A 19,847-nucleotide genomic window follows, 5' to 3' on the forward strand; every position below is an offset into this window, starting at 1 on the left:
ACTCTGGAGTCGACTCCAGAGTCAAGCATTTTAAAGATACAACGAACGAACAATCAGGAAATGTCCGGCGAAGTAGCAGGCGGCGGCAATGGCGTTATCGGCGCGAAAGCGACGACGGTAATGGCTACCCAGCCAAACAATATTGCCAATGAACAGGAGCGATGCGCCCATAAATGCCGACAGCGCCGGAGCGGTCGGGCGGAAGAACCACAGTTCGCCAGCCATCCAGACCATCATCAGCGTGATGCCAATAAAGGTACAAATAGCAATGCGCAACTCTTCCAGACGCGTCCAGATCACGGCGATCAGCAACGCCCCCAGTACCGCCAGCACCAACGGCAAAGGCCAGAAGAACGACAGCGTCATTTGGCTGGCGAAGTAAATGGTATACAGCAGATGCGACAGGAAGAATGCCCCCACGGCGTACAGCAGGCGTTGGCGCGGCAATAACGTCAGCGCATCGCCCAGCAGCGAGGCCAGCAGACCAGCCAGCACCAGATAGCTGATAGCGTTAAACATTGGCGCCTGCCAGGCCAGCAGCGCCAGCAGGAGTAACGTCAGGGGTTTAAAGACCCAGCGTTGCCAGGCGGGCCCACGATAGGAAGCATCCACGAACAACCATGCGGAAAGGCAGACAGCGATAAACGACCAAAGCATCTTAGTTCCTTGAATTCGTTATTTTTTCGTAAGCGGGGTGCTTACGGCTCTACTGTCCAGTGTAGAGGTCGACACTGCCAGATGACAACACCATAACGGGCAATGTATGCTTATTTCCGCATTTTCTGATGGGTTAATACTATGAGCAAACCACCACTTTTTTTCATTGTTATCATTATCTTAATTGTTGTCGCCGCGTCGTTTCGCTTTGTTCAGCAGCGGCGTGAAAAAGCCGATAATGATGCGGCGCCGCTGGTGCAAAAGCAGGTGGTGGTGAGTAACAAACGGGAAAAACCGCTTAACGATCGACGATCCCGTCAACAGGAAGTGAGCCCGGCGGGAACCAGCATGCGCTATGAAGCCAGCTTTAAGCCACAAAACGGCGGCCTGGAGCAGACGTTTCGTCTGGATGCTCAGCAGTACCATGCGCTAACGGTCGGGGATAAAGGCACGCTAAGTTACAAAGGTTCGCGTTTTGAGGGGTTTACGCCGGTGCAATAATGCCGATCGGCGCTGTGTTTATCGCGTCAGCGCCGACAATAAATTTAAATTAAATATATAATGCTTATGAAGTATATTTTTTATTAATTTCTCGATAATTATTTTGTAGGTTACATATTTATTGCTTACCTAAAAACATCGATTGCATCACTATTTTTCCACCCGCCTTTCACTATTCTGCTATTTCAACTTCATCGTATATATAAATGTTTTAAAAAATAGACTAAGGAATTTATATGGCGAATACAATGTGGCTGGCCTTAAATGGGCAGGCGCAGGGTTTGATTTCTGCTGGATGTGCTTCGGTAAGTTCAATCGGAAATAAATCACAACCTGCCCATCGTGACCAGATAATGGTAATGACAGTTAACCATGGCATGAGCCGGGTGCAAAATGTGAACCATCAATGTTTGACATTTATTAAGCCGGTAGATAAATCCTCGCCTTTGTTAGGAAAAGCCATAACAGACAATGAAATATTGAGCTGTGAATTTAGCTTCTATCGCACGAGTCCGGCGGGTTTAAACGAGTGTTATTACGTACTAAAACTTATCAATGCCAGAATATCCAGCATCCATTTGCAGGTGCCTCATACCATCGATGACAGTGCGGGTCAGCCAGAAGAAATCATTGAACTGTCTTACGAGTCTATTTCCTGGGAACATCTTATTGCTGGAACCAGCGCATACAGCCTTTGGGATGAGCGAATTTTTTAAGGAGCAATGATGGAAAGCTATTATGACTGGATAGGGAATCATCGTGAAGATATTCTTAGAGGAAATAACTGGCAGCGTAATCAGCGTATCGAGAACGAAATCAGAACGCTGAAAAATAACCTGAATAGCAATACACAACACATTATGCTGCTAACGCTTGAAGAGGCTCAGGGCGTGATTGATGATTTGCTGGGCAGTAAACCCGTCAGTTTTTCGACGAATTATGCCGGTAATATCAAAGATACGGCTGATGCGACGAAAAAACTGCTAAAGCTTTTTTCTTATCAGCAGGCCGGGAAGATTGTCTTTACCTTAAAAGGCCTTGGGATTAAAGCAACGCAATATGCTTATCAGGGAAAGCTGTATGTGAAGATTACGGGCTACCCTTCTCTGCGGCGCATTCTTAACGGCACCCGTTACCGGATAAATCATCCTAAAGTACTTGAAGTGGGCATTGGCAGCGCCGGGTTTCGAAATGGCATAATGTCAGGGGCCAGATTCTGCATCTGGTTTTCCGCATGCTGGCGGTTCATTGAGCTGGTGTTTAAATCCGAACATGACGTTGCCGCATTGCTGGGAAACGTGACGATGGATGTGGCGAAGGTGATTGTGAGTGTTTTTGCCTCCAAATTAGCTGGGAGAACCCCTGTGTTGTTCTTATCTTCATTTATTGTAACGAGCGCAGCAGTTCCGGTTTGGGGAGAAATTGTTTGTGCTGTTGCATTAGGTTTCTTTATTGCTTATATCCTCAATGAAGTGGACGAAAAATACGAGCTGTCAGACAAACTTATAGCGTGTATTTGTGAGGGGATGAAAGAGCAGCAAAAAATTGCAGAGTGGAACTCTCGACACTCGGGATATAGCGGTTCACTTTACGGCGGAATTTATTGATATGAGCTTTAATATTAATCTGGAGAATATTAAGAAAAGATGTAAGTCGTTTTTTTTTATGCTTTTTGTTGGTGGGATTAGTTGGGGGTTTTATCACGCCAGTGTGCCAGACATTACCGATCTTATTGAATCCAGGAGCATTGTTTATTTTTTCTGGGGGTCATTTTCTCTGCTGCTGATGTTTCCTGTGGGTTTTTTCTTTACTTTATGTATTGCCTACGTGACCTTTACGAAAAGCATGCAGCCGCCCAAATTCTTCGACAGGGTATTTACTATCGGTATCCATGTTGCGGGTGTAGGGTTTGTTGTTGGAAATATCCTCTCTTTTATTGTTATTTTTTATCCTCTTGGTACTAACTATGTTTTATGCGAGCGTCCAGGCCCGACGTCTGGCACCTATTACACCCGGACCGAAGAGATTTGCGAGCAGGTGAAACACCTGCGGAAAACAAGAGCCAGTAGAGATATTCCAAAACTGAAAGATCAGCTGGACGGCGTATCACCACCGTGATGGTGTTTAACAGGCCCGGCTCGCAACGCGCCGCCGGGCGAAAAGATCGCAGTTACTTCTTCAGCTGATCTTTAATCTTCTTCTGCCACACCAGTAGCTCAAAGACGCCGAACAGAAAAATACGGATTTTCTCTCCGTTGGTCATCTGCGGGCCATCTTTAGGCATGGTGCTTTTTAGTAGCGCCAGCTGCATGCCATGCATCAGCACCATAAATATCAGTGCGACGTTAACGAAGATGTTAAGCGGGCGTGGAAAAGGTTGGAAAATATTCAGTAGTAAAAATGCCCAGACGCACAGCATCAGCAGGCGTCCCAGGTTAATCAACATCGTGTTCTCCTCGTGCTTCACGTTGGTACAGGCGATAGGCGACCTGTCCGGCAACTTTCTCACGGTATAGCGACCAGTTCACCGGAACCGGCGGCAAACCGTTTTCTACTTCGCTTTCAACGTAAATATACGCTTCATTTGCCAGCCAGCCATGAGTTTCCAGAAGTGTTAATGTTTCTTCCAGTAACCCTTTGCGAAACGGCGGATCCACAAATACCACGTTATGCGGCGTACCCGTCTGAGCCAAAAATGTCAGCGTATTGGTATTGACGACGCGGGCATGGGAGGCTTTCAGGGTGGCGAGGTTCTTTTGTAGCTGCTGAGATACCGCGCGATCCATCTCCAGAAGCGTCGCATTTGCCGCATAGCGAGAGAGGGCTTCCAGCCCCAGCGCGCCGCTGCCGGCGAAGCAGTCCAGACAGTGAGCATCGACCATTATCGGGGCCAGCCAGTTAAACAACGTTTCGCGCACACGGTCGGTGGTCGGACGCAGGCCGGGGCTGTCCGGAACCGGGAGTTTACGGCCACGCCATTGCCCGCCAATAATGCGGATCTGGCCGCTACCAGAGTGATTCGGTTTTTTCATTTCTATTATTGCTCAATCCGCCTATAGCATGTCATTCCAGGCGGTGAAGTGAGTTAAGTTAACCCGTCGCCTTTCAAGTTACCTCTTCGTTGGCTGCACTTACTCACCCGAATCACTTACTAAAAGTAAGCTCATCGGGATTCGTGCGCTTGCCGCCTTGACGTAACTCGAAATTCATTGGGTATAAGTGATAGACTATTTCATCATTTTTTTAGCTGCTATGTACATAGCGTTGACGCTGTGCCATGAAGCAACAGCGGGGGAGTGTAGTCGCAAATGGCGAAAGAGAAAAAACGTGGCTTTTTTTCCTGGCTGGGCTTTGGTCAAAAAGAGCAGGCACCGGAAAACGAGACAGAAGTAAAAAACGAAGAACAACAACCGGTTGCTGAAGAAACTACTGTCGTTGAAGAACAGCCGCGCGCCGAGGAAACCCGTAGCGAGGCGGAAACGCAAGCCTTTGCTGCTGAAGTCGTTGAAGTAACTGAACAGGTTGCGGAAATTGAGAAACTGCAGCCGGAAGAAGAACCTGTCGCCGAACAAGCGCAGCCGGAAATTGAGCCGGTTGCTGAACCCGTTGCTGAAACTGTAGTGGAAACGCCAGCTGCGGTGGTTATCGAACGCGAAGAATTGCCGCTGCCGGAAGAGGTGAAAACCGAAGAAGTTTCTGCCGAAGAGTGGCAGGCCGAAGCGGAAACCGTGGAAATCGTTGAGGCGGCTGAAGAAGAAGCTGAAAACGAGCCGCAACTGACCGACGAAGAGCTGGAAGCACAGGCGCTGGCCGCTGAGGTTGCTGAAGAAGCGGTTATGGTGGTGCCGGTAGAAGAACCTGCTGTAGAAGAACCAGTAGAAGAAGAGGTAGTCCAGGAGCAGGAAAAACCAACCAAAGAAGGTTTCTTTGCGCGACTGAAACGCAGCCTGCTGAAAACAAAAGAAAACCTCGGTTCCGGATTTATCAGTCTGTTCCGTGGTAAAAAGATCGACGATGATCTGTTTGAAGAGCTGGAAGAGCAACTGCTGATCGCCGATGTGGGCGTAGAAACGACCCGTAAGATCATTGCGAATCTGACAGAAGGTGCCAGCCGCAAGCAGCTTAAAGATGCGGAAGCGCTGTACGGCCTGCTGAAAGAAGAGATGGGCGAGATTCTGGCGAAGGTTGACGAACCGCTGAATGTTGAGGGCAAAACACCATTTGTTATCTTAATGGTTGGCGTCAACGGTGTGGGCAAAACCACCACTATTGGTAAGCTGGCGCGTCAGTTTGAGCAGCAGGGTAAATCAGTAATGCTGGCGGCGGGCGATACTTTCCGTGCGGCGGCGGTAGAACAGCTGCAGGTCTGGGGTCAGCGTAATAATATTCCGGTGATTGCTCAGCATACCGGTGCGGATTCCGCGTCCGTTATCTTTGATGCCATCCAGGCGGCGAAGGCGCGTAACGTAGATGTGCTGATCGCTGATACCGCAGGGCGTTTGCAGAATAAATCGCACCTGATGGAAGAATTGAAAAAAATCGTTCGCGTCATGAAGAAGCTGGACGAAGATGCGCCGCATGAAGTTATGCTGACTATCGACGCCAGCACCGGGCAGAATGCGATAAGCCAGGCCAAACTGTTCCATGAAGCGGTGGGCTTAACCGGTATCACTCTGACCAAGCTGGATGGTACGGCGAAGGGTGGGGTTATCTTCTCGGTTGCCGATCAGTTTGGCATCCCTATCCGCTATATCGGTGTGGGCGAACGTATCGAGGATTTACGTCCGTTTAAAGCGGACGATTTTATAGAGGCACTTTTTGCCCGAGAGGATTAACAATGATTCGCTTTGAACATGTCAGCAAGGCCTATCTCGGTGGGAGACAAGCGCTGCAGGGAGTGACCTTCCATATGCAGCCTGGCGAGATGGCGTTTCTGACCGGCCACTCCGGCGCGGGGAAAAGTACCCTGCTGAAGCTGATTTGTGGAATTGAACGGCCCAGCGCCGGGAAAATCTACTTTAGCGGGCATGACATCAGCCGTTTGAAAAACCGCGAAGTGCCGTTTCTGCGTCGTCAGATTGGCATGATTTTTCAGGATCACCACCTGCTAATGGACAGAACCGTGTTTGACAACGTGGCAATCCCACTGATCATCGCGGGCGCCAGCGGGGACGATATTCGTCGTCGCGTGTCAGCGGCGCTGGATAAGGTCGGGCTGTTGGACAAAGCGAAAAACTTCCCGATTCAGCTCTCTGGCGGTGAACAACAGCGCGTCGGCATTGCCCGTGCGGTGGTGAATAAACCAGCGGTGCTGCTGGCGGATGAACCAACGGGGAACCTGGATGACGCGCTGTCGGAAGGGATCCTGCGACTGTTCGAAGAGTTTAACCGCGTCGGGGTCACGGTATTAATGGCCACGCACGATATTGGCCTGATCTCCCGTCGCTCCTATCGCCAAATGGTTCTGAGCGATGGACATCTGCATGGAGGCCTGGCGCATGAATAGACGTGACGCTATTAACCAAATCAAACAGTTCGGTGGCCGACTGGATCGCTTTCGTAAATCGGGCGGTGCGCCGGGTGATGGCGGTCGCAACGCGCCTAAGCGTGCGAAGGCCGCGCCAAAGCCGAACTCGCGTAAAACCAATGTCTTTAATGAGCAGGTACGTTATGCGTTCCAGGGCGCGTTACAGGACCTGAAAAGCAAGCCGCTGGCGACGTTCCTGACGGTGATGGTTATTGCCATCTCCCTGACGCTGCCAAGCGTGTGCTACATGGTTTATAAGAACGTAAACCATGCAGCAAGTCAGTATTATCCGTCCCCGCAGATCACCGTTTACCTGCAAAAAACGTTGGATGATGATGCGGCGGCGCGGGTGGTTGGTCAGTTGCAGGCCGAGCAGGGCGTGGATAAAGTGAATTATCTTTCCCGTGACGACGCGCTGGGCGAATTCCGTAACTGGTCTGGATTTGGCGGTGCGCTGGATATGCTGGAAGAGAACCCGCTGCCGGCCGTGGCGGTGGTGATCCCGAAACTGGATTTCCAGGGTACGGAGTCGCTAAACACGCTGCGTGACCGCATCGCACAAATCAATGGTATTGATGAAGTGCGGATGGATGACAGCTGGTTCGCTCGCCTGGCGGCGCTGACGGGCCTTGTCGGACGCGTTTCCGCGATGATTGGCGTGCTGATGGTAGCGGCGGTCTTCCTCGTCATCGGTAACAGCGTGCGTCTGAGTATTTTTGCGCGTCGCGATACCATTAACGTGCAAAAACTGATTGGCGCGACGGATGGATTTATCCTGCGTCCGTTCCTCTACGGCGGGGCACTGCTCGGTTTTTCCGGTGCATTTCTTTCACTGATTTTGTCAGAAATTTTGGTGATGCGTCTGTCGTCAGCGGTGACTGAAGTGGCACAGGTATTTGGAACCAAGTTTGATATCAATGGCTTATCATTCGATGAATGCCTGTTATTGCTGCTGGTGTGCTCGATGATTGGCTGGGTGGCAGCCTGGCTTGCCACGGTTCAACATTTACGCCACTTTACCCCCGATTAAAAAATCTCTGGTATAATCTTTCCCTGCACTGAGTAGTTCGCTCTGCAGGGAAAGAGTCCCTGTGATCTCTTCCCGGCGTATTCATTGTGATGTCACATTTTGTGCGTAATCTATACACATTACGACATGGAACTTGTGGATAAAATCACTGTCTGATAAAAGATTGAATGATATTCTCGTTGCTCATAAGCTCTGGCATGGTTGTTGCTATTGGTTTTAGCCAATGCGCCAGATGAAAAGATTGAGAGGATTTGAATGACCAAAGAAATGCAAAATTTAGCTTTAGCCCCTGTTGGTAACCTGGAATCTTACATCCGGGCTGCGAACGCGTGGCCGATGTTGTCGGCTGACGAGGAGCGGGCACTGGCTGAAAAGCTGCATTACCAGGGCGATCTGGAAGCAGCTAAAACGCTGATCCTGTCTCACCTGCGCTTTGTTGTTCATGTTGCTCGTAATTATGCGGGCTATGGCCTGCCGCAGGCGGATCTGATTCAGGAAGGTAATATCGGCCTGATGAAAGCCGTGCGCCGTTTCAACCCGGAAGTGGGTGTGCGCCTGGTTTCCTTCGCTGTGCATTGGATCAAAGCTGAGATCCACGAATACGTTCTGCGTAACTGGCGTATCGTTAAAGTCGCGACCACTAAAGCGCAGCGTAAGCTGTTCTTTAACCTGCGTAAAACCAAGCAGCGTCTGGGCTGGTTTAACCAGGACGAAGTTGAAATGGTTGCTCGCGAGCTGGGTGTTTCCAGCAAAGACGTGCGCGAAATGGAATCCCGTATGGCGGCGCAGGACATGACGTTTGACATGTCTTCAGACGATGAGTCTGACAGCCAGCCGATGGCCCCGGTGCTGTATCTGCAGGATAAATCTTCTAACTTTGCCGACGGCATTGAAGAAGATAACTGGGAAGATCAGGCCGCGAACAAACTGACCCACGCAATGGAAGGTCTGGACGAGCGTAGCCAGGACATCATTCGTGCTCGTTGGCTGGACGAAGACAACAAGTCGACGTTGCAGGAACTGGCCGATCGCTACGGCGTTTCCGCTGAACGTGTTCGTCAGCTTGAAAAGAACGCCATGAAAAAATTGCGCGCGGCGATCGAAGCATAATCTTCCAGCCGACCTGGAAATGCTGATAAACCCTGGATGAAAATCCGGGGTTTTTTGTTTTTATCTCTCCCCCTCTCTCCTGACGTTTATGCTTTTTGTCATCAAGTTGTTATCTGCATGTCAAATTTAGCTATTCCAAAATAATAAAAATCGGGTATGTTTTAGCAGAGTATGCTGCTAAAGCACGGGTGGCTATCCAATAATCGAAATAAAGTGCTGAACAACAACATCACAACACACGTAATAACCACAATAATGGGGATTGTCAGGATGAATATGAAGGGTAAAGCGTTATTGGCAGGATGTATCGCCCTGTCTTTGAGCAATATGGCGTTTGCTAAGGATATTAAAGTTGCTGTCGTCGGCGCGATGTCCGGTCCGGTAGCGCAGTATGGCGATCAGGAATTTACTGGCGCAGAGCAGGCGATTGCAGATATCAATGCCAAAGGCGGCGTGAAAGGCGACAAACTTGTCATGGTGAAATATGACGATGCCTGTGACCCGAAACAAGCGGTAGCGGTAGCTAACAAAGTGGTCAACGACGGGATTAAATATGTTATCGGCCACCTGTGCTCATCTTCCACTCAGCCTGCGTCAGATATCTATGAAGACGAAGGCATTCTGATGATTACCCCAGCGGCAACGGCGCCAGAGCTGACCGCACGCGGCTATAACCTGGTGTTACGTACCACCGGTCTGGATTCCGATCAGGGCCCGACTGCTGCCAAATATATCGTTGAAAAAGTGAAGCCGAAGCGCATTGCGATCGTTCACGACAAACAACAGTACGGTGAAGGCCTGGCGCGTTCCGTGCAGGACAACCTCAAGAAAGCCAACGCTGACGTGGTGTTCTTCGATGGGATCACCGCTGGCGAGAAAGATTTCTCTACGCTGGTGGCGCGTCTGAAGAAAGAGAATATCGATTTCGTTTACTACGGTGGTTACCACCCGGAAATGGGGCAGATTCTGCGCCAGGCACGCGCTGCGGGTCTGAAAACCCAGTTTATGGGACCAGAAGGGGTAGCGAACGTGTCGCTGTCTAACATCGCGGGTGAGTCTGCAGAAGGCTTACTGGTAACGAAACCGAAAAACTACGATCAGGTTCCGGCGAACAAACCGATTGTGGACGCGATCAAAGCCAAGAAACAGGATCCGAGCGGTGCATTCGTATGGACCACCTACGCCGCGCTGCAATCCTTGCAGGCCGGTCTGAACCAGTCTGACGACCCGGCTGAAATTGCCAAATACCTGAAAGCAAACTCAGTGGAAACCGTAATGGGGCCGCTGTCATGGGATGCGAAGGGCGATCTGAAAGGCTTCGAATTCGGCGTGTTTGACTGGCATGCAAACGGGACGGCGACCGACGCCAAATAATTTTCCTGGCGCCTTTCGCGCTGCAGACGCGTTGGCTGCGTTATTCAACCCCGGTCACTTACTTATGTAAGCTTCCGGGGACTTCATAACTTGCCGCCTTCCTGCAACGTGAAATTCTTGGAAAATTGCGAGGTGGTTTTTTATTTTTTGCTCCCAGCATGTAGGCCGGATAAGCGTCAGCGCCATCCGGCTTTTTTATCTTTTTTCCCAGCCATTTTCCTGGGCCGTAAACCCTAACGCCTGCATAAACGCGGCCATCACGCTGCGGTCTTCAACGCCGACGTCGGCCATCCACCATGAACTCACGTCAGGGTTTTCCCGGATCACTTCTTCGATCAAATACTGCCCGACGCCGCGGCGGCGGGTGATATCGCGTACGCGCAAGGAATCCAATGCGCCTTGCGTGCCGCTCAGGGTTACGCGAACTGCGCCTAACAGACGCTCGTTAAAGCGCGCGGCGTAGATCCGGTGCGTTTCATCTACGCTTAATGATGAGGCGGAATATTCCGGCCAGATTTTGCCCAGATCAATCTGGTCCTGGTCGCTAAAGTTCTCTAAACGAACGATGGTCAGCTTCATTAACAGCATGTCCAAATCACAAAAGATGGAATGAGTGTACCGAAATAATTCACCCGGATGCTTTCTCTTTTTTATGTGAATAACCAGATTAATAATTTTGTAACAACAGTAATGACAGTTTGAAACCGTAGAGATTGAAAAACAGGCAGAATAATACCCTGGAATGCAGCATTTTATTCGGCTCTTTGTACCGTTATTTTATGCTGACAAACATGCTTTTTTTTGTTTATCTATAGTGAAAAGCAGAATATTATCTTTTCTTAATCGACTGAAAAATAGAGATTTTAGCCTGATTTTGCTTAAATGACTGCGCTAAACCATTAATGAGACTGGTAAAAATAGTGCAGTTCAAAAAAAGCACAGACTGCTTTTTAACCACATAAATACAAAATATTAATTACGTCACGAATGGGGATTCAGGTAATGAAACGGAATGCGAAAACAATCATCGCAGGGGTGATAGCACTGGCAATGTCACACGCGGTCATGGCGGAAGATATCAAGGTCGCTGTTGTCGGCGCGATGTCAGGTCCGGTCGCGCAGTGGGGTGATATGGAATTTAATGGCGCACGTCAGGCCATTAAAGATATCAATGCCAAAGGCGGGGTCAAAGGCGACAAACTGGTCGCTGTGGAATATGACGACGCCTGCGATCCGAAACAGGCCGTTGCGGTAGCGAACAAAATCGTCAATGACGGCATTCAGTACGTTATTGGACATCTGTGCTCATCTTCCACGCAGCCCGCATCAGATATCTATGAAGATGAAGGCATTCTGATGATTTCTCCGGGCGCCACAAACCCGGAACTGACCCAGCGCGGTTACGCTCACATTATGCGTACAGCGGGCCTGGACTCCTCTCAAGGGCCGACCGCCGCGAAATACATTCTGGAGAAGGTGAAGCCGCAGCGCATTGCCATCATTCACGATAAACAGCAATACGGTGAAGGCCTGGCGCGTTCAGTGCAGGACAGCCTGAAAGCGGGCAAAGCCAACATCGTTTTCTTTGACGGTATCACCGCCGGGGAAAAAGATTTTTCTGCGCTGATCGCTCGCCTGAAAAAAGAAAATATCGACTTTGTTTATTACGGCGGCTACTACCCGGAAATGGGGCAAATGCTGCGCCAGGCACGTTCCGTCGGGCTGAAAACCCAGTTTATGGGACCAGAGGGCGTCGGCAATGCGTCGCTGTCTAACATTGCTGGTGATGCCGCTGAAGGCATGCTGGTGACCATGCCAAAACGCTATGACCAGGATCCGGCGAATAAAGCTATCGTCGATGCGCTCAAAGCTGACAAGAAAGATCCAACTGGACCGTACGTGTGGATCACTTATGCAGCCGTCCAGTCATTGGCGACAGCAATGGATCGCAGCGGTAGCAAAGAGCCGCTGGACCTGGTGAAAGATCTGAAAGCACACGGGGCTGATACCGTGATTGGGCCGCTGAAATGGGACGAAAAAGGCGATTTGAAGGGATTTGAGTTTGGTGTCTTCCAGTGGCATGCGGACGGTTCATCGACCGTTGCGAAGTAATACCTGAAGACGAGTTATCCCACCGCCCGCGTAAAATGGGCGGGTATAAAAAGGTTACCTTATGTCCGAGCAGTTCCTCTATTTCTTGCAGCAGATGTTTAACGGCGTCACGCTGGGAAGCACCTACGCGCTGATCGCCATCGGTTACACGATGGTGTACGGCATTATCGGCATGATCAACTTCGCCCATGGCGAGGTGTATATGATCGGCAGCTATGTCTCCTTTATGATCATCGCCGCGCTAATGATGATGGGCATTGATTCCAGTTGGCTACTGGTCGCGGCGGGCTTCGTCGGCGCGATTGTGATTGCCAGCGCCTACGGCTGGAGCATTGAACGCGTGGCGTATCGACCCGTGCGCAGCTCTAAGCGCCTGATCGCGCTGATTTCCGCCATCGGGATGTCCATCTTCCTGCAAAACTACGTCAGCCTGACGGAAGGTTCGCGCGATGTGGCACTGCCCAGCCTGTTTAATGGCCAGTGGACCGTTGGCAGTAGCGAAAACTTCTCTGCTTCCATCACCACCATGCAGCTGGTTATCTGGATTGTAACCTTCCTGGCGATGCTGGCGCTGACGCTGTTTATCCGTTACTCCCGTATGGGTCGCGCCTGCCGTGCCTGCGCGGAAGACTTGAAAATGGCCAGCCTGCTCGGCATCAACACCGATCGCGTGATTGCGCTGACCTTTGTGATTGGCGCGGCAATGGCGGCGGTCGCGGGCGTGCTGCTTGGTCAATTCTATGGCGTAATTAACCCGTACATCGGCTTTATGGCCGGGATGAAGGCCTTTACCGCAGCGGTGCTTGGCGGCATCGGCAGCATTCCTGGGGCGATGATCGGCGGCCTGATTCTGGGCGTCGCGGAAGCGCTCTCCTCTGCTTATCTGAGTACTGAATACAAAGACGTCGTTTCATTCGCGCTGCTGATTCTGGTGCTGCTGGTGATGCCGACCGGTATTCTGGGTCGCCCGGAGGTAGAGAAAGTATGAAACCGATGCATTTTGCAATGGCGCTGCTCTCTGCCGCCATGTTCTTTGTCCTGGCGGGCGTCTTTATGGGCGTTCAGTTAGAGCTTGACGGCACCAAACTGGTGGTGGATTCCGCGGCGGATATTCGCTGGCAGTGGGTGTTTATTGGTACTGGCGTGGTCTTCCTCTTTCAGTTGCTGCGTCCAGCTTTCCAGAAGGGCCTGAAGAGCGTCTCCGGACCGAAGTTTATTCTGCCGGCGATTGACGGCTCCACCGTTAAACAGAAGCTGTTCCTGGTGGCGTTGCTGGTGATTGCCGTGGCGTGGCCGTTTATGGTCTCGCGCGGTACGGTGGATATCGCCACGCTGACGATGATTTATATCATCCTCGGCCTCGGCTTAAACGTGGTGGTGGGGCTTTCCGGCCTGCTGGTGCTGGGCTACGGCGGCTTTTATGCCATCGGCGCTTACACCTTCGCGCTGCTGAACCACTATTACGGACTCGGCTTCTGGACCTGTCTGCCGCTGGCGGGGCTGGTTTCCGCTGCTGCGGGCTTCCTGCTCGGCTTCCCGGTACTGCGCCTGCGCGGTGATTATCTGGCTATTGTGACCTTAGGCTTCGGTGAAATCGTCCGTATCCTGCTGCTCAACAACACCGAAGTGACCGGTGGCCCGAACGGTATCAGCCAGATCCCGAAACCGACCTTTTTCGGTCTGGAGTTTAGCCGTACCGCTCGTGAAGGCGGCTGGGATACCTTCAGCAACTTCTTTAACGTCAAGTACGATCCCTCTGACCGCGTCATTTTCCTCTATCTGGTGGCGCTGCTGCTGGTGGTCTTCTCGCTGTTTGTGATTAACCGTCTGCTGCGTATGCCGTTGGGCCGTGCGTGGGAAGCGCTGCGTGAAGATGAAATAGCCTGTCGCTCGCTGGGCTTAAACCCTACGCGCATCAAACTGACAGCTTTTACCATCAGCGCCGCGTTTGCCGGTTTTGCCGGTACGCTGTTTGCCGCGCGCCAGGGCTTCGTCAGCCCGGAATCCTTCACCTTTGCCGAGTCGGCCTTTGTGCTGGCAATTGTGGTATTGGGCGGAATGGGCTCACAGTTTGCGGTGATCCTCGCGGCCATCCTGCTGGTAGTGTCACGCGAGCTGATGCGTGATTTCAACGAATACAGCATGTTAATGCTGGGTGGTTTAATGGTACTGATGATGATCTGGCGTCCGCAGGGCTTGTTGCCGATGACCCGTCCACAGTTGAAGCTGAAAAACGGGGAAGCAAAAGGAGAGCAGGCATGAGTCAGCCATTATTATCCGTTAACGGCCTGATGATGCGCTTCGGCGGTCTGCTGGCGGTAAACAACGTTGAACTGGAACTGCGGCCGCAGGAAATAGTTTCGTTAATCGGGCCAAACGGCGCGGGAAAAACCACGGTCTTTAACTGTCTGACCGGTTTTTATAAGCCGACCGGCGGGACGATTAAGCTGCGCGACCAGCACCTGGAAGGACTACCGGGTCAGCAAATCGCGCGTATGGGCGTGGTGCGTACTTTCCAGCACGTACGTCTGTTTCGCGAAATGACGGTGATTGAAAACCTGCTGGTGGCGCAACATCAGCAACTGAAAACCGGCGTCTTCTCCGGCCTGTTGAAAACTCCGTCGTTCCGTCGCGCGCAGAGTGAAGCGTTGGATCGTGCCGCCACCTGGCTGGAGCGTATTGGTTTGCTGGAGCACGCCAACCGTCAGGCGAGTAACCTGGCCTATGGCGATCAACGTCGTCTGGAGATTGCCCGTTGCATGGTGACCCAGCCGGAAATTCTGATGCTCGACGAACCCGCTGCGGGACTCAACCCGAAAGAGACCAAAGAGCTGGACGAGCTGATTGCTGAACTGCGTAACCATCACAACACCACCATTTTGTTGATTGAGCACGACATGAAGCTGGTGATGGGTATTTCCGATCGTATTTACGTGGTGAACCAGGGCACGCCGCTGGCGAATGGGACGCCGGAACAGATTCGTAATAACCCGGATGTTATCCGCGCCTATTTAGGTGAAGCATAATGGGGGCGAGGATTAATATGGATAAGGCGATGTTATCGTTCGACAAAGTCAACGCCCACTACGGCAAGATACAGGCGCTGCATGACGTCAGCTTGTATATCAACCAGGGTGAAATCGTTACTCTGATTGGTGCCAACGGCGCGGGAAAAACCACGCTGCTCGGCACATTGTGTGGCGACCCGCGAGCGACCAGCGGGCGAATCGTCTTTGATGGTAAAGACATTACCGACTGGCAGACGGCGAAAATCATGCGCGAAGCGGTAGCGATTGTGCCGGAAGGGCGTCGCGTGTTTTCCCGTATGACGGTGGAAGAGAACCTGGCGATGGGCGGTTTCTTTGCCGAGAAAGACCAGTTTCAGGAACGCATCAAGTGGGTGTATGACCTGTTTCCTCGCCTGCATGAGCGTCGTATTCAACGTGCGGGAACGATGTCCGGCGGTGAACAGCAGATGCTAGCGATAGGCCGTGCGCTGATGAGCCAGCCGAGGCTGCTACTGCTTGATGAACCATCGCTGGGTCTGGCGCCGATTATCATCCAGCAGATCTTTAACACCATTGAGCAACTGCGCGAGCAGGGGATGACCATTTTCCTTGTCGAACAGAACGCTAACCAGGCGCTGAAGCTCGCCGATCGCGGCTACGTGCTGGAAAACGGTCATGTGGTGCTGGAAGACACCGGCGATGCGCTACTGGCTAACGAAGCGGTGCGCAGTGCGTATCTTGGCGGTTAATCATTCTCTGAATAGACAAGGGGCCCGCTGTGGCCCCTTTTTATTGCGCCATGTTATTATTGAGAATAGTTATCAATAATAAAAAATGAACATGGAGAAAGGATGATTCGTTCAGGTACTTGCATGATGATTGGCAGTTTGTTTTTGACGCTTTCTTTAACTACCCTGGCCTCGACACCGCCAGCGTTTGACCCGCGCGATCCCGCAATCTGGGAAGAGAAATCGGACAACCCGTTAGCGCAATCCGACTCGCCCTGCGAAGTGTTTACCAGCTCGGTATGCCCGGGCTGGGAAGATGATAAATCAGATATCCAACGTGAACGTGAGCGACGAGAGCAGCAGCGTTTAAAGAATGAGTACGAACGACGCTGGCGCAGAGATTAATCTTTCTCCTGCAGCAACAGATAACGCCATCCTGGCCGGGTAAGGCATACCGCTACCCGGCTTTGTTGTGCACCACTCCGCATTTTCCTGTCACTACGCTTTCACCGCCTTGCCATCTGTTTGTCGCCTTACTATCTTTTTTTTGTAATAAAAAAGTTATTTTTCTGTCATTCGAGCATGTCATGTTACCCCCGCGAGCATAAAACGCGTGATATCGCGCATCCGGCACAACAAGAGAGATAACCGATGATATCGTTACGACATACAGCTTTAGGACTGGCACTTAGCCTGGCGTTTGCAGGTCAGGCACTGGCGGTCACCACCATCCCATTCTGGCACTCAATGGAAGGCGAACTGGGTAAAGAAGTTGATTCTCTGGCGCAACGTTTTAATGCCGCCAATCCCGACTACAAAATTGTTCCGCAGTACAAAGGCAACTACGAGCAGAGCCTGAGTGCAGGAATTGCCGCTTTCCGTACCGGAAACGCGCCTGCGCTGCTACAGGTTTATGAAGTGGGTACGGCAACGATGATGGCTTCGAAAGCCATTAAACCGGTCTATGAAGTATTCAAAGAGGCTGGTATTAACTTCGATGAGTCTCAGTTCGTACCGACGGTATCCGGTTATTACACCGACTCTAAAAGCGGACATTTGCTTTCTCAACCGTTTAACAGCTCCACTCCGGTGCTGTACTACAACAAAGATGCCTTTAAAAAAGCTGGTTTAGACCCTGAGCAGCCGCCGAAAACCTGGCAGGACCTGGCGGAGTACACCGCGAAGCTGAAAGCGGCAGGCATGAAGTGCGGTTACGCCAGCGGCTGGCAGGGATGGATTCAGATTGAAAACTTCAGCGCCTGGAACGGTCTGCCGGTCGCTACCAAAAACAACGGTTTTGACGGTACTGACGCAGTGCTGGAGTTCAATAAACCGGAACAGGTAAAACATATCGCTCTGCTGGAAGAGCTGAACAAAAAAGGCGATTTCAGCTACTTCGGGCGTAAGGACGAATCCACTGAGAAGTTCTATAACGGGGATTGTGCCATTACCACCGCCTCTTCCGGTTCGCTGGCTGATATCCGCCATTACGCGAAATTCAACTATGGCGTCGGAATGATGCCGTACGATGCCGATGTGAAGGGCGCGCCGCAGAACGCAATTATCGGTGGGGCCAGTCTTTGGGTGATGCAGGGCAAAGACAAAGCCACCTACGAAGGCGTGGCGAAGTTCCTCAACTTCCTGGCGAAGCCTGAAATTGCTGCTGAATGGCACCAGAAGACCGGCTATCTGCCGATCACCACAGCTGCCTACGACCTGACCCGTGAGCAGGGCTTCTATGATAAGAACCCTGGGGCTGATATCGCCACCCGCCAGATGCTGAACAAGCCGCCGTTGCCGTTCACCAAAGGGCTGCGTCTGGGCAACATGCCGCAGATCCGTACCATTGTGGATGAAGAGCTGGAAAGCGTCTGGACCGGGAAGAAAACCCCGCAGCAGGCGCTGGATGCCGCCGTTGAGCGTGGCAATCAGTTATTGCGCCGCTTTGAGCAATCGACCAAATCGTAATGTGAAATGCCGGGTGGCGGCTGCGCCTTACCCGGCCTACAAATGCGCGTAGGCCGGATAAGCGTAGCGCCATCCGGCGCTGTTCAGGAATCAAACTTCCATGTCTTCATCTCGTCCGGTGTTCCGTTCGCGCTGGCTTCCCTATTTACTGGTGGCTCCGCAGCTGGTTATCACCGTTATTTTCTTTATCTGGCCTGCCGGTGAAGCGCTGTGGTACTCGCTACAATCCGTTGATCCGTTTGGTCTTTCCAGCCAGTTTGTCGGACTGGAAAACTTTGTCGCGCTGTTTCATGACCCGTACTACCTCGACTCATTCTGGACCACCATTAAGTTCAGTACGTTAGTCACGGTAAGCGGTCTGCTGGTGTCGTTATTTTTTGCGGCGTTGGTGAATTACGTGGTGCGCGGCAGCCGTTTTTACCAAACGCTGATGCTGTTGCCTTACGCGGTTGCGCCCGCCGTTGCCGCCGTATTGTGGATCTTCCTGTTTAACCCCGGGCGCGGGCTGATTACCCATTTTCTCGGTGAGTTTGGCTATGACTGGAACCATGCGCAAAACAGCGGTCAGGCAATGTTCCTGGTGGTGTTTGCGTCGGTCTGGAAGCAGATTAGTTACAACTTCCTGTTCTTCTTTGCCGCATTGCAGTCTATTCCTCGCTCGCTGATCGAAGCCGCCGCGATTGACGGTGCGGGGCCGGTTCGCCGCTTCTTTAAACTGGCGCTGCCGCTCATTGCCCCGGTGAGCTTCTTCCTGCTGGTGGTGAATCTGGTGTATGCCTTCTTTGACACCTTCCCGGTGATTGATGCTGCCACTGCAGGCGGGCCGGTACAGGCGACCACGACGCTGATTTATAAGATCTATCGCGAAGGTTTTGTCGGGCTGGATCTGGCTTCTTCCGCTGCACAATCGGTGGTGCTGATGTTCCTGGTCATTATTTTGACGGTGGTGCAGTTCCGCTATGTGGAAAGTAAGGTGCGTTACCAATGATTGAGAACCGTCGTGGGCTGACAATATTCAGCCATGCCATGTTGATTATGGGGATCATGGTGATCCTGTTTCCGTTGTACGTCGCGTTTGTCGCGGCGACGCTGGACAACAAAGCGGTGTTTGAGACGCCGATGACGCTGGTTCCCGGCTCGCAGCTGCTGGAAAACATGAAATACATCTGGGTCAACGGCGTGGGCGTCAACAGCGCGCCGTTCTGGCTGATGATGCTCAACAGTTTCATCATGGCGTTCAGCATTACGGTAGGGAAAATTACCGTCTCTATGCTCTCCGCATTCGCCATCGTCTGGTTTCGCTTTCCGCTGCGCAACCTGTTCTTCTGGATGATTTTTATCACCCTGATGCTACCGGTTGAGGTGCGTATTTTCCCGACGGTAGAAGTGATCGCCAATCTGAAGATGCTCGACAGCTATGCGGGTCTGACACTGCCGTTGATGGCATCTGCGACAGCGACTTTCCTGTTCCGTCAGTTCTTTATGACCCTGCCGGATGAACTGGTTGAGGCGGCGCGTATTGACGGCGCGTCACCAATGCGTTTTTTCCGCGATATCGTACTACCGCTGTCAAAAACCAATCTGGCGGCGCTGTTCGTTATTACCTTTATCTACGGCTGGAACCAGTATCTGTGGCCGTTGTTAATTATTACCGACGTCAATTTGGGCACTGCGGTGGCGGGTATCAAAGGCATGATTGCCACCGGTGAAGGCACCACGCAGTGGAACCAGGTAATGGCCGCCATGCTGCTAACGCTCATCCCTCCGGTAATCATCGTGTTAGCCATGCAGCGCGCGTTTGTGCGTGGTTTAGTGGACAGTGAGAAATAAAA

At 51.7% G+C, this 19,847-nt stretch carries 22 protein-coding genes and 1 pseudogene; 18 read left to right on the forward strand and 5 right to left on the reverse strand.

Translation table 11 applies throughout. The annotated features are described in order from the left end of the window. Nucleotides 1-30: 30 nt before the first annotated feature. On the reverse strand, nt 31-657 hold the full coding sequence (locus GUC46_RS01240) for a lysoplasmalogenase (RefSeq protein WP_003846172.1): 627 nt from the start codon (nt 655-657) through the stop codon (nt 31-33). Nucleotides 658-798: 141 nt separating this feature from the next. On the opposite strand from GUC46_RS01240, the gene GUC46_RS01245 reads away from it, so the two are divergent. From GUC46_RS01245 to GUC46_RS01260, 4 genes are all read left to right on the forward strand, one after another. After that, nucleotides 799-1,158, forward strand: coding sequence for a DUF2500 domain-containing protein (locus GUC46_RS01245; RefSeq protein WP_003837824.1), 360 nt, complete (start codon nt 799-801; stop codon nt 1,156-1,158). Between the two features lie 236 nt (nt 1,159-1,394). Beyond that, nucleotides 1,395-1,874 carry an Hcp family type VI secretion system effector gene (locus GUC46_RS01250; protein ID WP_003837826.1) on the forward strand — a complete coding sequence of 160 codons (480 nt, stop codon included), beginning with the start codon at nt 1,395-1,397 and terminating at the stop codon, nt 1,872-1,874. A 6-nt stretch (nt 1,875-1,880) separates the two neighbouring features. Further along, nucleotides 1,881-2,765: a hypothetical protein gene (locus GUC46_RS01255; protein ID WP_225990721.1), complete on the forward strand. Its 885-nt coding sequence runs from the start codon at nt 1,881-1,883 to the stop codon at nt 2,763-2,765. A gap of 1 nt (nt 2,766) precedes the next feature. Further along, nucleotides 2,767-3,276, forward strand: a complete 510-nt coding sequence (locus GUC46_RS01260; RefSeq protein ID WP_099975503.1) for a DUF1240 domain-containing protein — start codon at nt 2,767-2,769, stop codon at nt 3,274-3,276. Nucleotides 3,277-3,328: 52 nt separating this feature from the next. On the opposite strand, the gene GUC46_RS01265 is transcribed toward GUC46_RS01260, so the two are convergent. Together GUC46_RS01265 and rsmD are read right to left on the reverse strand one after the other, a co-directional pair. Then, nucleotides 3,329-3,604, reverse strand: a complete 276-nt coding sequence (locus GUC46_RS01265; RefSeq protein ID WP_003023415.1) for a DUF1145 family protein — start codon at nt 3,602-3,604, stop codon at nt 3,329-3,331. After that, nucleotides 3,594-4,190: a 16S rRNA (guanine(966)-N(2))-methyltransferase gene (gene rsmD, locus GUC46_RS01270; RefSeq protein ID WP_130715254.1), complete on the reverse strand. Its 597-nt coding sequence runs from the start codon at nt 4,188-4,190 to the stop codon at nt 3,594-3,596. The genes GUC46_RS01265 and rsmD overlap by 11 nt, the downstream gene beginning before the upstream one ends. A gap of 276 nt (nt 4,191-4,466) precedes the next feature. Between rsmD and ftsY the strand changes: the two genes are divergently transcribed. From ftsY to livJ, 5 genes are all read left to right on the forward strand, one after another. Beyond that, nucleotides 4,467-5,993 (forward strand): signal recognition particle-docking protein FtsY, encoded by a 1,527-nt coding sequence (gene ftsY, locus GUC46_RS01275; RefSeq protein WP_096878568.1) that lies wholly within the window; start codon nt 4,467-4,469, stop codon nt 5,991-5,993. A gap of 2 nt (nt 5,994-5,995) precedes the next feature. Beyond that, nucleotides 5,996-6,664, forward strand: coding sequence for a cell division ATP-binding protein FtsE (gene ftsE / locus GUC46_RS01280; RefSeq protein WP_003023420.1), 669 nt, complete (start codon nt 5,996-5,998; stop codon nt 6,662-6,664). Next, complete coding sequence (gene ftsX / locus GUC46_RS01285) at nt 6,657-7,715, forward strand: permease-like cell division protein FtsX (protein WP_048217071.1); 1,059 nt, start codon at nt 6,657-6,659, stop codon at nt 7,713-7,715. The genes ftsE and ftsX overlap by 8 nt, the downstream gene beginning before the upstream one ends. A 255-nt stretch (nt 7,716-7,970) precedes the next feature. Further along, on the forward strand, nt 7,971-8,825 hold the full coding sequence (gene rpoH, locus GUC46_RS01290) for an RNA polymerase sigma factor RpoH (RefSeq protein ID WP_003023425.1): 855 nt from the start codon (nt 7,971-7,973) through the stop codon (nt 8,823-8,825). A 270-nt stretch (nt 8,826-9,095) separates the two neighbouring features. After that, nucleotides 9,096-10,199, forward strand: a complete 1,104-nt coding sequence (livJ, locus tag GUC46_RS01295; protein WP_003023428.1) for a branched chain amino acid ABC transporter substrate-binding protein LivJ — start codon at nt 9,096-9,098, stop codon at nt 10,197-10,199. Between the two features lie 83 nt (nt 10,200-10,282). Here livJ and GUC46_RS24205 read toward each other — a convergent pair. Both GUC46_RS24205 and panM read right to left on the reverse strand, forming a co-directional pair. Further along, nucleotides 10,283-10,410 (reverse strand): annotated as a pseudogene (locus tag GUC46_RS24205) (hypothetical protein). Beyond that, the gene (gene panM / locus GUC46_RS01300) at nt 10,395-10,778 is read right to left on the reverse strand and encodes an aspartate 1-decarboxylase autocleavage activator PanM (RefSeq protein ID WP_003846184.1); all 384 of its coding nucleotides are present in this window, start codon (nt 10,776-10,778) and stop codon (nt 10,395-10,397) included. Before panM ends, GUC46_RS24205 begins: the two are co-directional and overlap by 16 nt. Nucleotides 10,779-11,201: 423 nt before the next feature. On the opposite strand from panM, the gene livK reads away from it, so the two are divergent. The 9 genes from livK to ugpE all read left to right on the forward strand — a co-directional run bounded on the left by livK (nt 11,202) and on the right by ugpE (nt 19,845). Next, on the forward strand, nt 11,202-12,311 hold the full coding sequence (livK, locus tag GUC46_RS01305; RefSeq protein WP_003023433.1) for a high-affinity branched-chain amino acid ABC transporter substrate-binding protein LivK: 1,110 nt from the start codon (nt 11,202-11,204) through the stop codon (nt 12,309-12,311). Nucleotides 12,312-12,372: 61 nt separating this feature from the next. Next, entirely contained in the window at nt 12,373-13,299 is a 927-nt protein-coding gene (gene livH, locus GUC46_RS01310; protein WP_003023435.1) for a high-affinity branched-chain amino acid ABC transporter permease LivH, read from the forward strand. Beyond that, the gene (livM, locus tag GUC46_RS01315; protein ID WP_003023436.1) at nt 13,296-14,573 is read left to right on the forward strand and encodes a branched chain amino acid ABC transporter permease LivM; all 1,278 of its coding nucleotides are present in this window, start codon (nt 13,296-13,298) and stop codon (nt 14,571-14,573) included. The genes livH and livM overlap by 4 nt, the downstream gene beginning before the upstream one ends. Continuing rightward, the gene (gene livG, locus GUC46_RS01320; protein WP_003023438.1) at nt 14,570-15,337 is read left to right on the forward strand and encodes a high-affinity branched-chain amino acid ABC transporter ATP-binding protein LivG; all 768 of its coding nucleotides are present in this window, start codon (nt 14,570-14,572) and stop codon (nt 15,335-15,337) included. The genes livM and livG overlap by 4 nt, the downstream gene beginning before the upstream one ends. Nucleotides 15,338-15,354: 17 nt before the next feature. Then, nucleotides 15,355-16,068 carry a high-affinity branched-chain amino acid ABC transporter ATP-binding protein LivF gene (gene livF, locus GUC46_RS01325; protein WP_003827581.1) on the forward strand — a complete coding sequence of 238 codons (714 nt, stop codon included), beginning with the start codon at nt 15,355-15,357 and terminating at the stop codon, nt 16,066-16,068. Between the two features lie 102 nt (nt 16,069-16,170). Further along, the gene (locus GUC46_RS01330) at nt 16,171-16,452 is read left to right on the forward strand and encodes a hypothetical protein (RefSeq protein ID WP_160179672.1); all 282 of its coding nucleotides are present in this window, start codon (nt 16,171-16,173) and stop codon (nt 16,450-16,452) included. A gap of 246 nt (nt 16,453-16,698) precedes the next feature. After that, a complete protein-coding gene (gene ugpB / locus GUC46_RS01335) occupies nt 16,699-18,015 on the forward strand; it encodes a sn-glycerol-3-phosphate ABC transporter substrate-binding protein UgpB (protein ID WP_003837839.1) in 1,317 nt (438 codons plus the stop codon). A gap of 100 nt (nt 18,016-18,115) precedes the next feature. Further along, nucleotides 18,116-19,003 carry a sn-glycerol-3-phosphate ABC transporter permease UgpA gene (gene ugpA / locus GUC46_RS01340; RefSeq protein ID WP_003837841.1) on the forward strand — a complete coding sequence of 296 codons (888 nt, stop codon included), beginning with the start codon at nt 18,116-18,118 and terminating at the stop codon, nt 19,001-19,003. Continuing rightward, nucleotides 19,000-19,845, forward strand: a complete 846-nt coding sequence (ugpE, locus tag GUC46_RS01345) for a sn-glycerol-3-phosphate ABC transporter permease UgpE (RefSeq protein ID WP_003837843.1) — start codon at nt 19,000-19,002, stop codon at nt 19,843-19,845. The genes ugpA and ugpE overlap by 4 nt, the downstream gene beginning before the upstream one ends. Nucleotides 19,846-19,847 lie beyond the last annotated feature (2 nt).

The organism is Citrobacter sp. LUTT5, from assembly GCF_009905315.1.
GTDB classification, from domain to species: Bacteria; Pseudomonadota; Gammaproteobacteria; order Enterobacterales; family Enterobacteriaceae; genus Citrobacter; species Citrobacter freundii.

What these genes read in the sequence shown, in the direction of transcription:
- GUC46_RS01260 (WP_099975503.1), top strand. Translation starts at nt 2,767, where the DNA reads ATGAGCTTTAATATTAATCTGGAGAATATTAAGAAAAGATGTAAGTCG.
- ftsX (WP_048217071.1), top strand. Translation starts at nt 6,657, where the DNA reads ATGAATAGACGTGACGCTATTAACCAAATCAAACAGTTCGGTGGCCGA.
- rsmD (WP_130715254.1), bottom strand. Translation starts at nt 4,190, where the DNA reads ATGAAAAAACCGAATCACTCTGGTAGCGGCCAGATCCGCATTATTGGC.
- ftsE (WP_003023420.1), top strand. Translation starts at nt 5,996, where the DNA reads ATGATTCGCTTTGAACATGTCAGCAAGGCCTATCTCGGTGGGAGACAA.
- panM (WP_003846184.1), bottom strand. Translation starts at nt 10,778, where the DNA reads ATGAAGCTGACCATCGTTCGTTTAGAGAACTTTAGCGACCAGGACCAG.
- GUC46_RS01250 (WP_003837826.1), top strand. Translation starts at nt 1,395, where the DNA reads ATGGCGAATACAATGTGGCTGGCCTTAAATGGGCAGGCGCAGGGTTTG.
- rpoH (WP_003023425.1), top strand. Translation starts at nt 7,971, where the DNA reads ATGACCAAAGAAATGCAAAATTTAGCTTTAGCCCCTGTTGGTAACCTG.
- ftsY (WP_096878568.1), top strand. Translation starts at nt 4,467, where the DNA reads ATGGCGAAAGAGAAAAAACGTGGCTTTTTTTCCTGGCTGGGCTTTGGT.
- GUC46_RS01265 (WP_003023415.1), bottom strand. Translation starts at nt 3,604, where the DNA reads ATGTTGATTAACCTGGGACGCCTGCTGATGCTGTGCGTCTGGGCATTT.
- ugpB (WP_003837839.1), top strand. Translation starts at nt 16,699, where the DNA reads ATGATATCGTTACGACATACAGCTTTAGGACTGGCACTTAGCCTGGCG.
- livM (WP_003023436.1), top strand. Translation starts at nt 13,296, where the DNA reads ATGAAACCGATGCATTTTGCAATGGCGCTGCTCTCTGCCGCCATGTTC.
- GUC46_RS01330 (WP_160179672.1), top strand. Translation starts at nt 16,171, where the DNA reads ATGATTCGTTCAGGTACTTGCATGATGATTGGCAGTTTGTTTTTGACG.
- livG (WP_003023438.1), top strand. Translation starts at nt 14,570, where the DNA reads ATGAGTCAGCCATTATTATCCGTTAACGGCCTGATGATGCGCTTCGGC.
- GUC46_RS01240 (WP_003846172.1), bottom strand. Translation starts at nt 657, where the DNA reads ATGCTTTGGTCGTTTATCGCTGTCTGCCTTTCCGCATGGTTGTTCGTG.
- livF (WP_003827581.1), top strand. Translation starts at nt 15,355, where the DNA reads ATGGATAAGGCGATGTTATCGTTCGACAAAGTCAACGCCCACTACGGC.
- livK (WP_003023433.1), top strand. Translation starts at nt 11,202, where the DNA reads ATGAAACGGAATGCGAAAACAATCATCGCAGGGGTGATAGCACTGGCA.
- ugpE (WP_003837843.1), top strand. Translation starts at nt 19,000, where the DNA reads ATGATTGAGAACCGTCGTGGGCTGACAATATTCAGCCATGCCATGTTG.
- GUC46_RS01255 (WP_225990721.1), top strand. Translation starts at nt 1,881, where the DNA reads ATGATGGAAAGCTATTATGACTGGATAGGGAATCATCGTGAAGATATT.
- GUC46_RS01245 (WP_003837824.1), top strand. Translation starts at nt 799, where the DNA reads ATGAGCAAACCACCACTTTTTTTCATTGTTATCATTATCTTAATTGTT.
- ugpA (WP_003837841.1), top strand. Translation starts at nt 18,116, where the DNA reads ATGTCTTCATCTCGTCCGGTGTTCCGTTCGCGCTGGCTTCCCTATTTA.
- livJ (WP_003023428.1), top strand. Translation starts at nt 9,096, where the DNA reads ATGAATATGAAGGGTAAAGCGTTATTGGCAGGATGTATCGCCCTGTCT.
- livH (WP_003023435.1), top strand. Translation starts at nt 12,373, where the DNA reads ATGTCCGAGCAGTTCCTCTATTTCTTGCAGCAGATGTTTAACGGCGTC.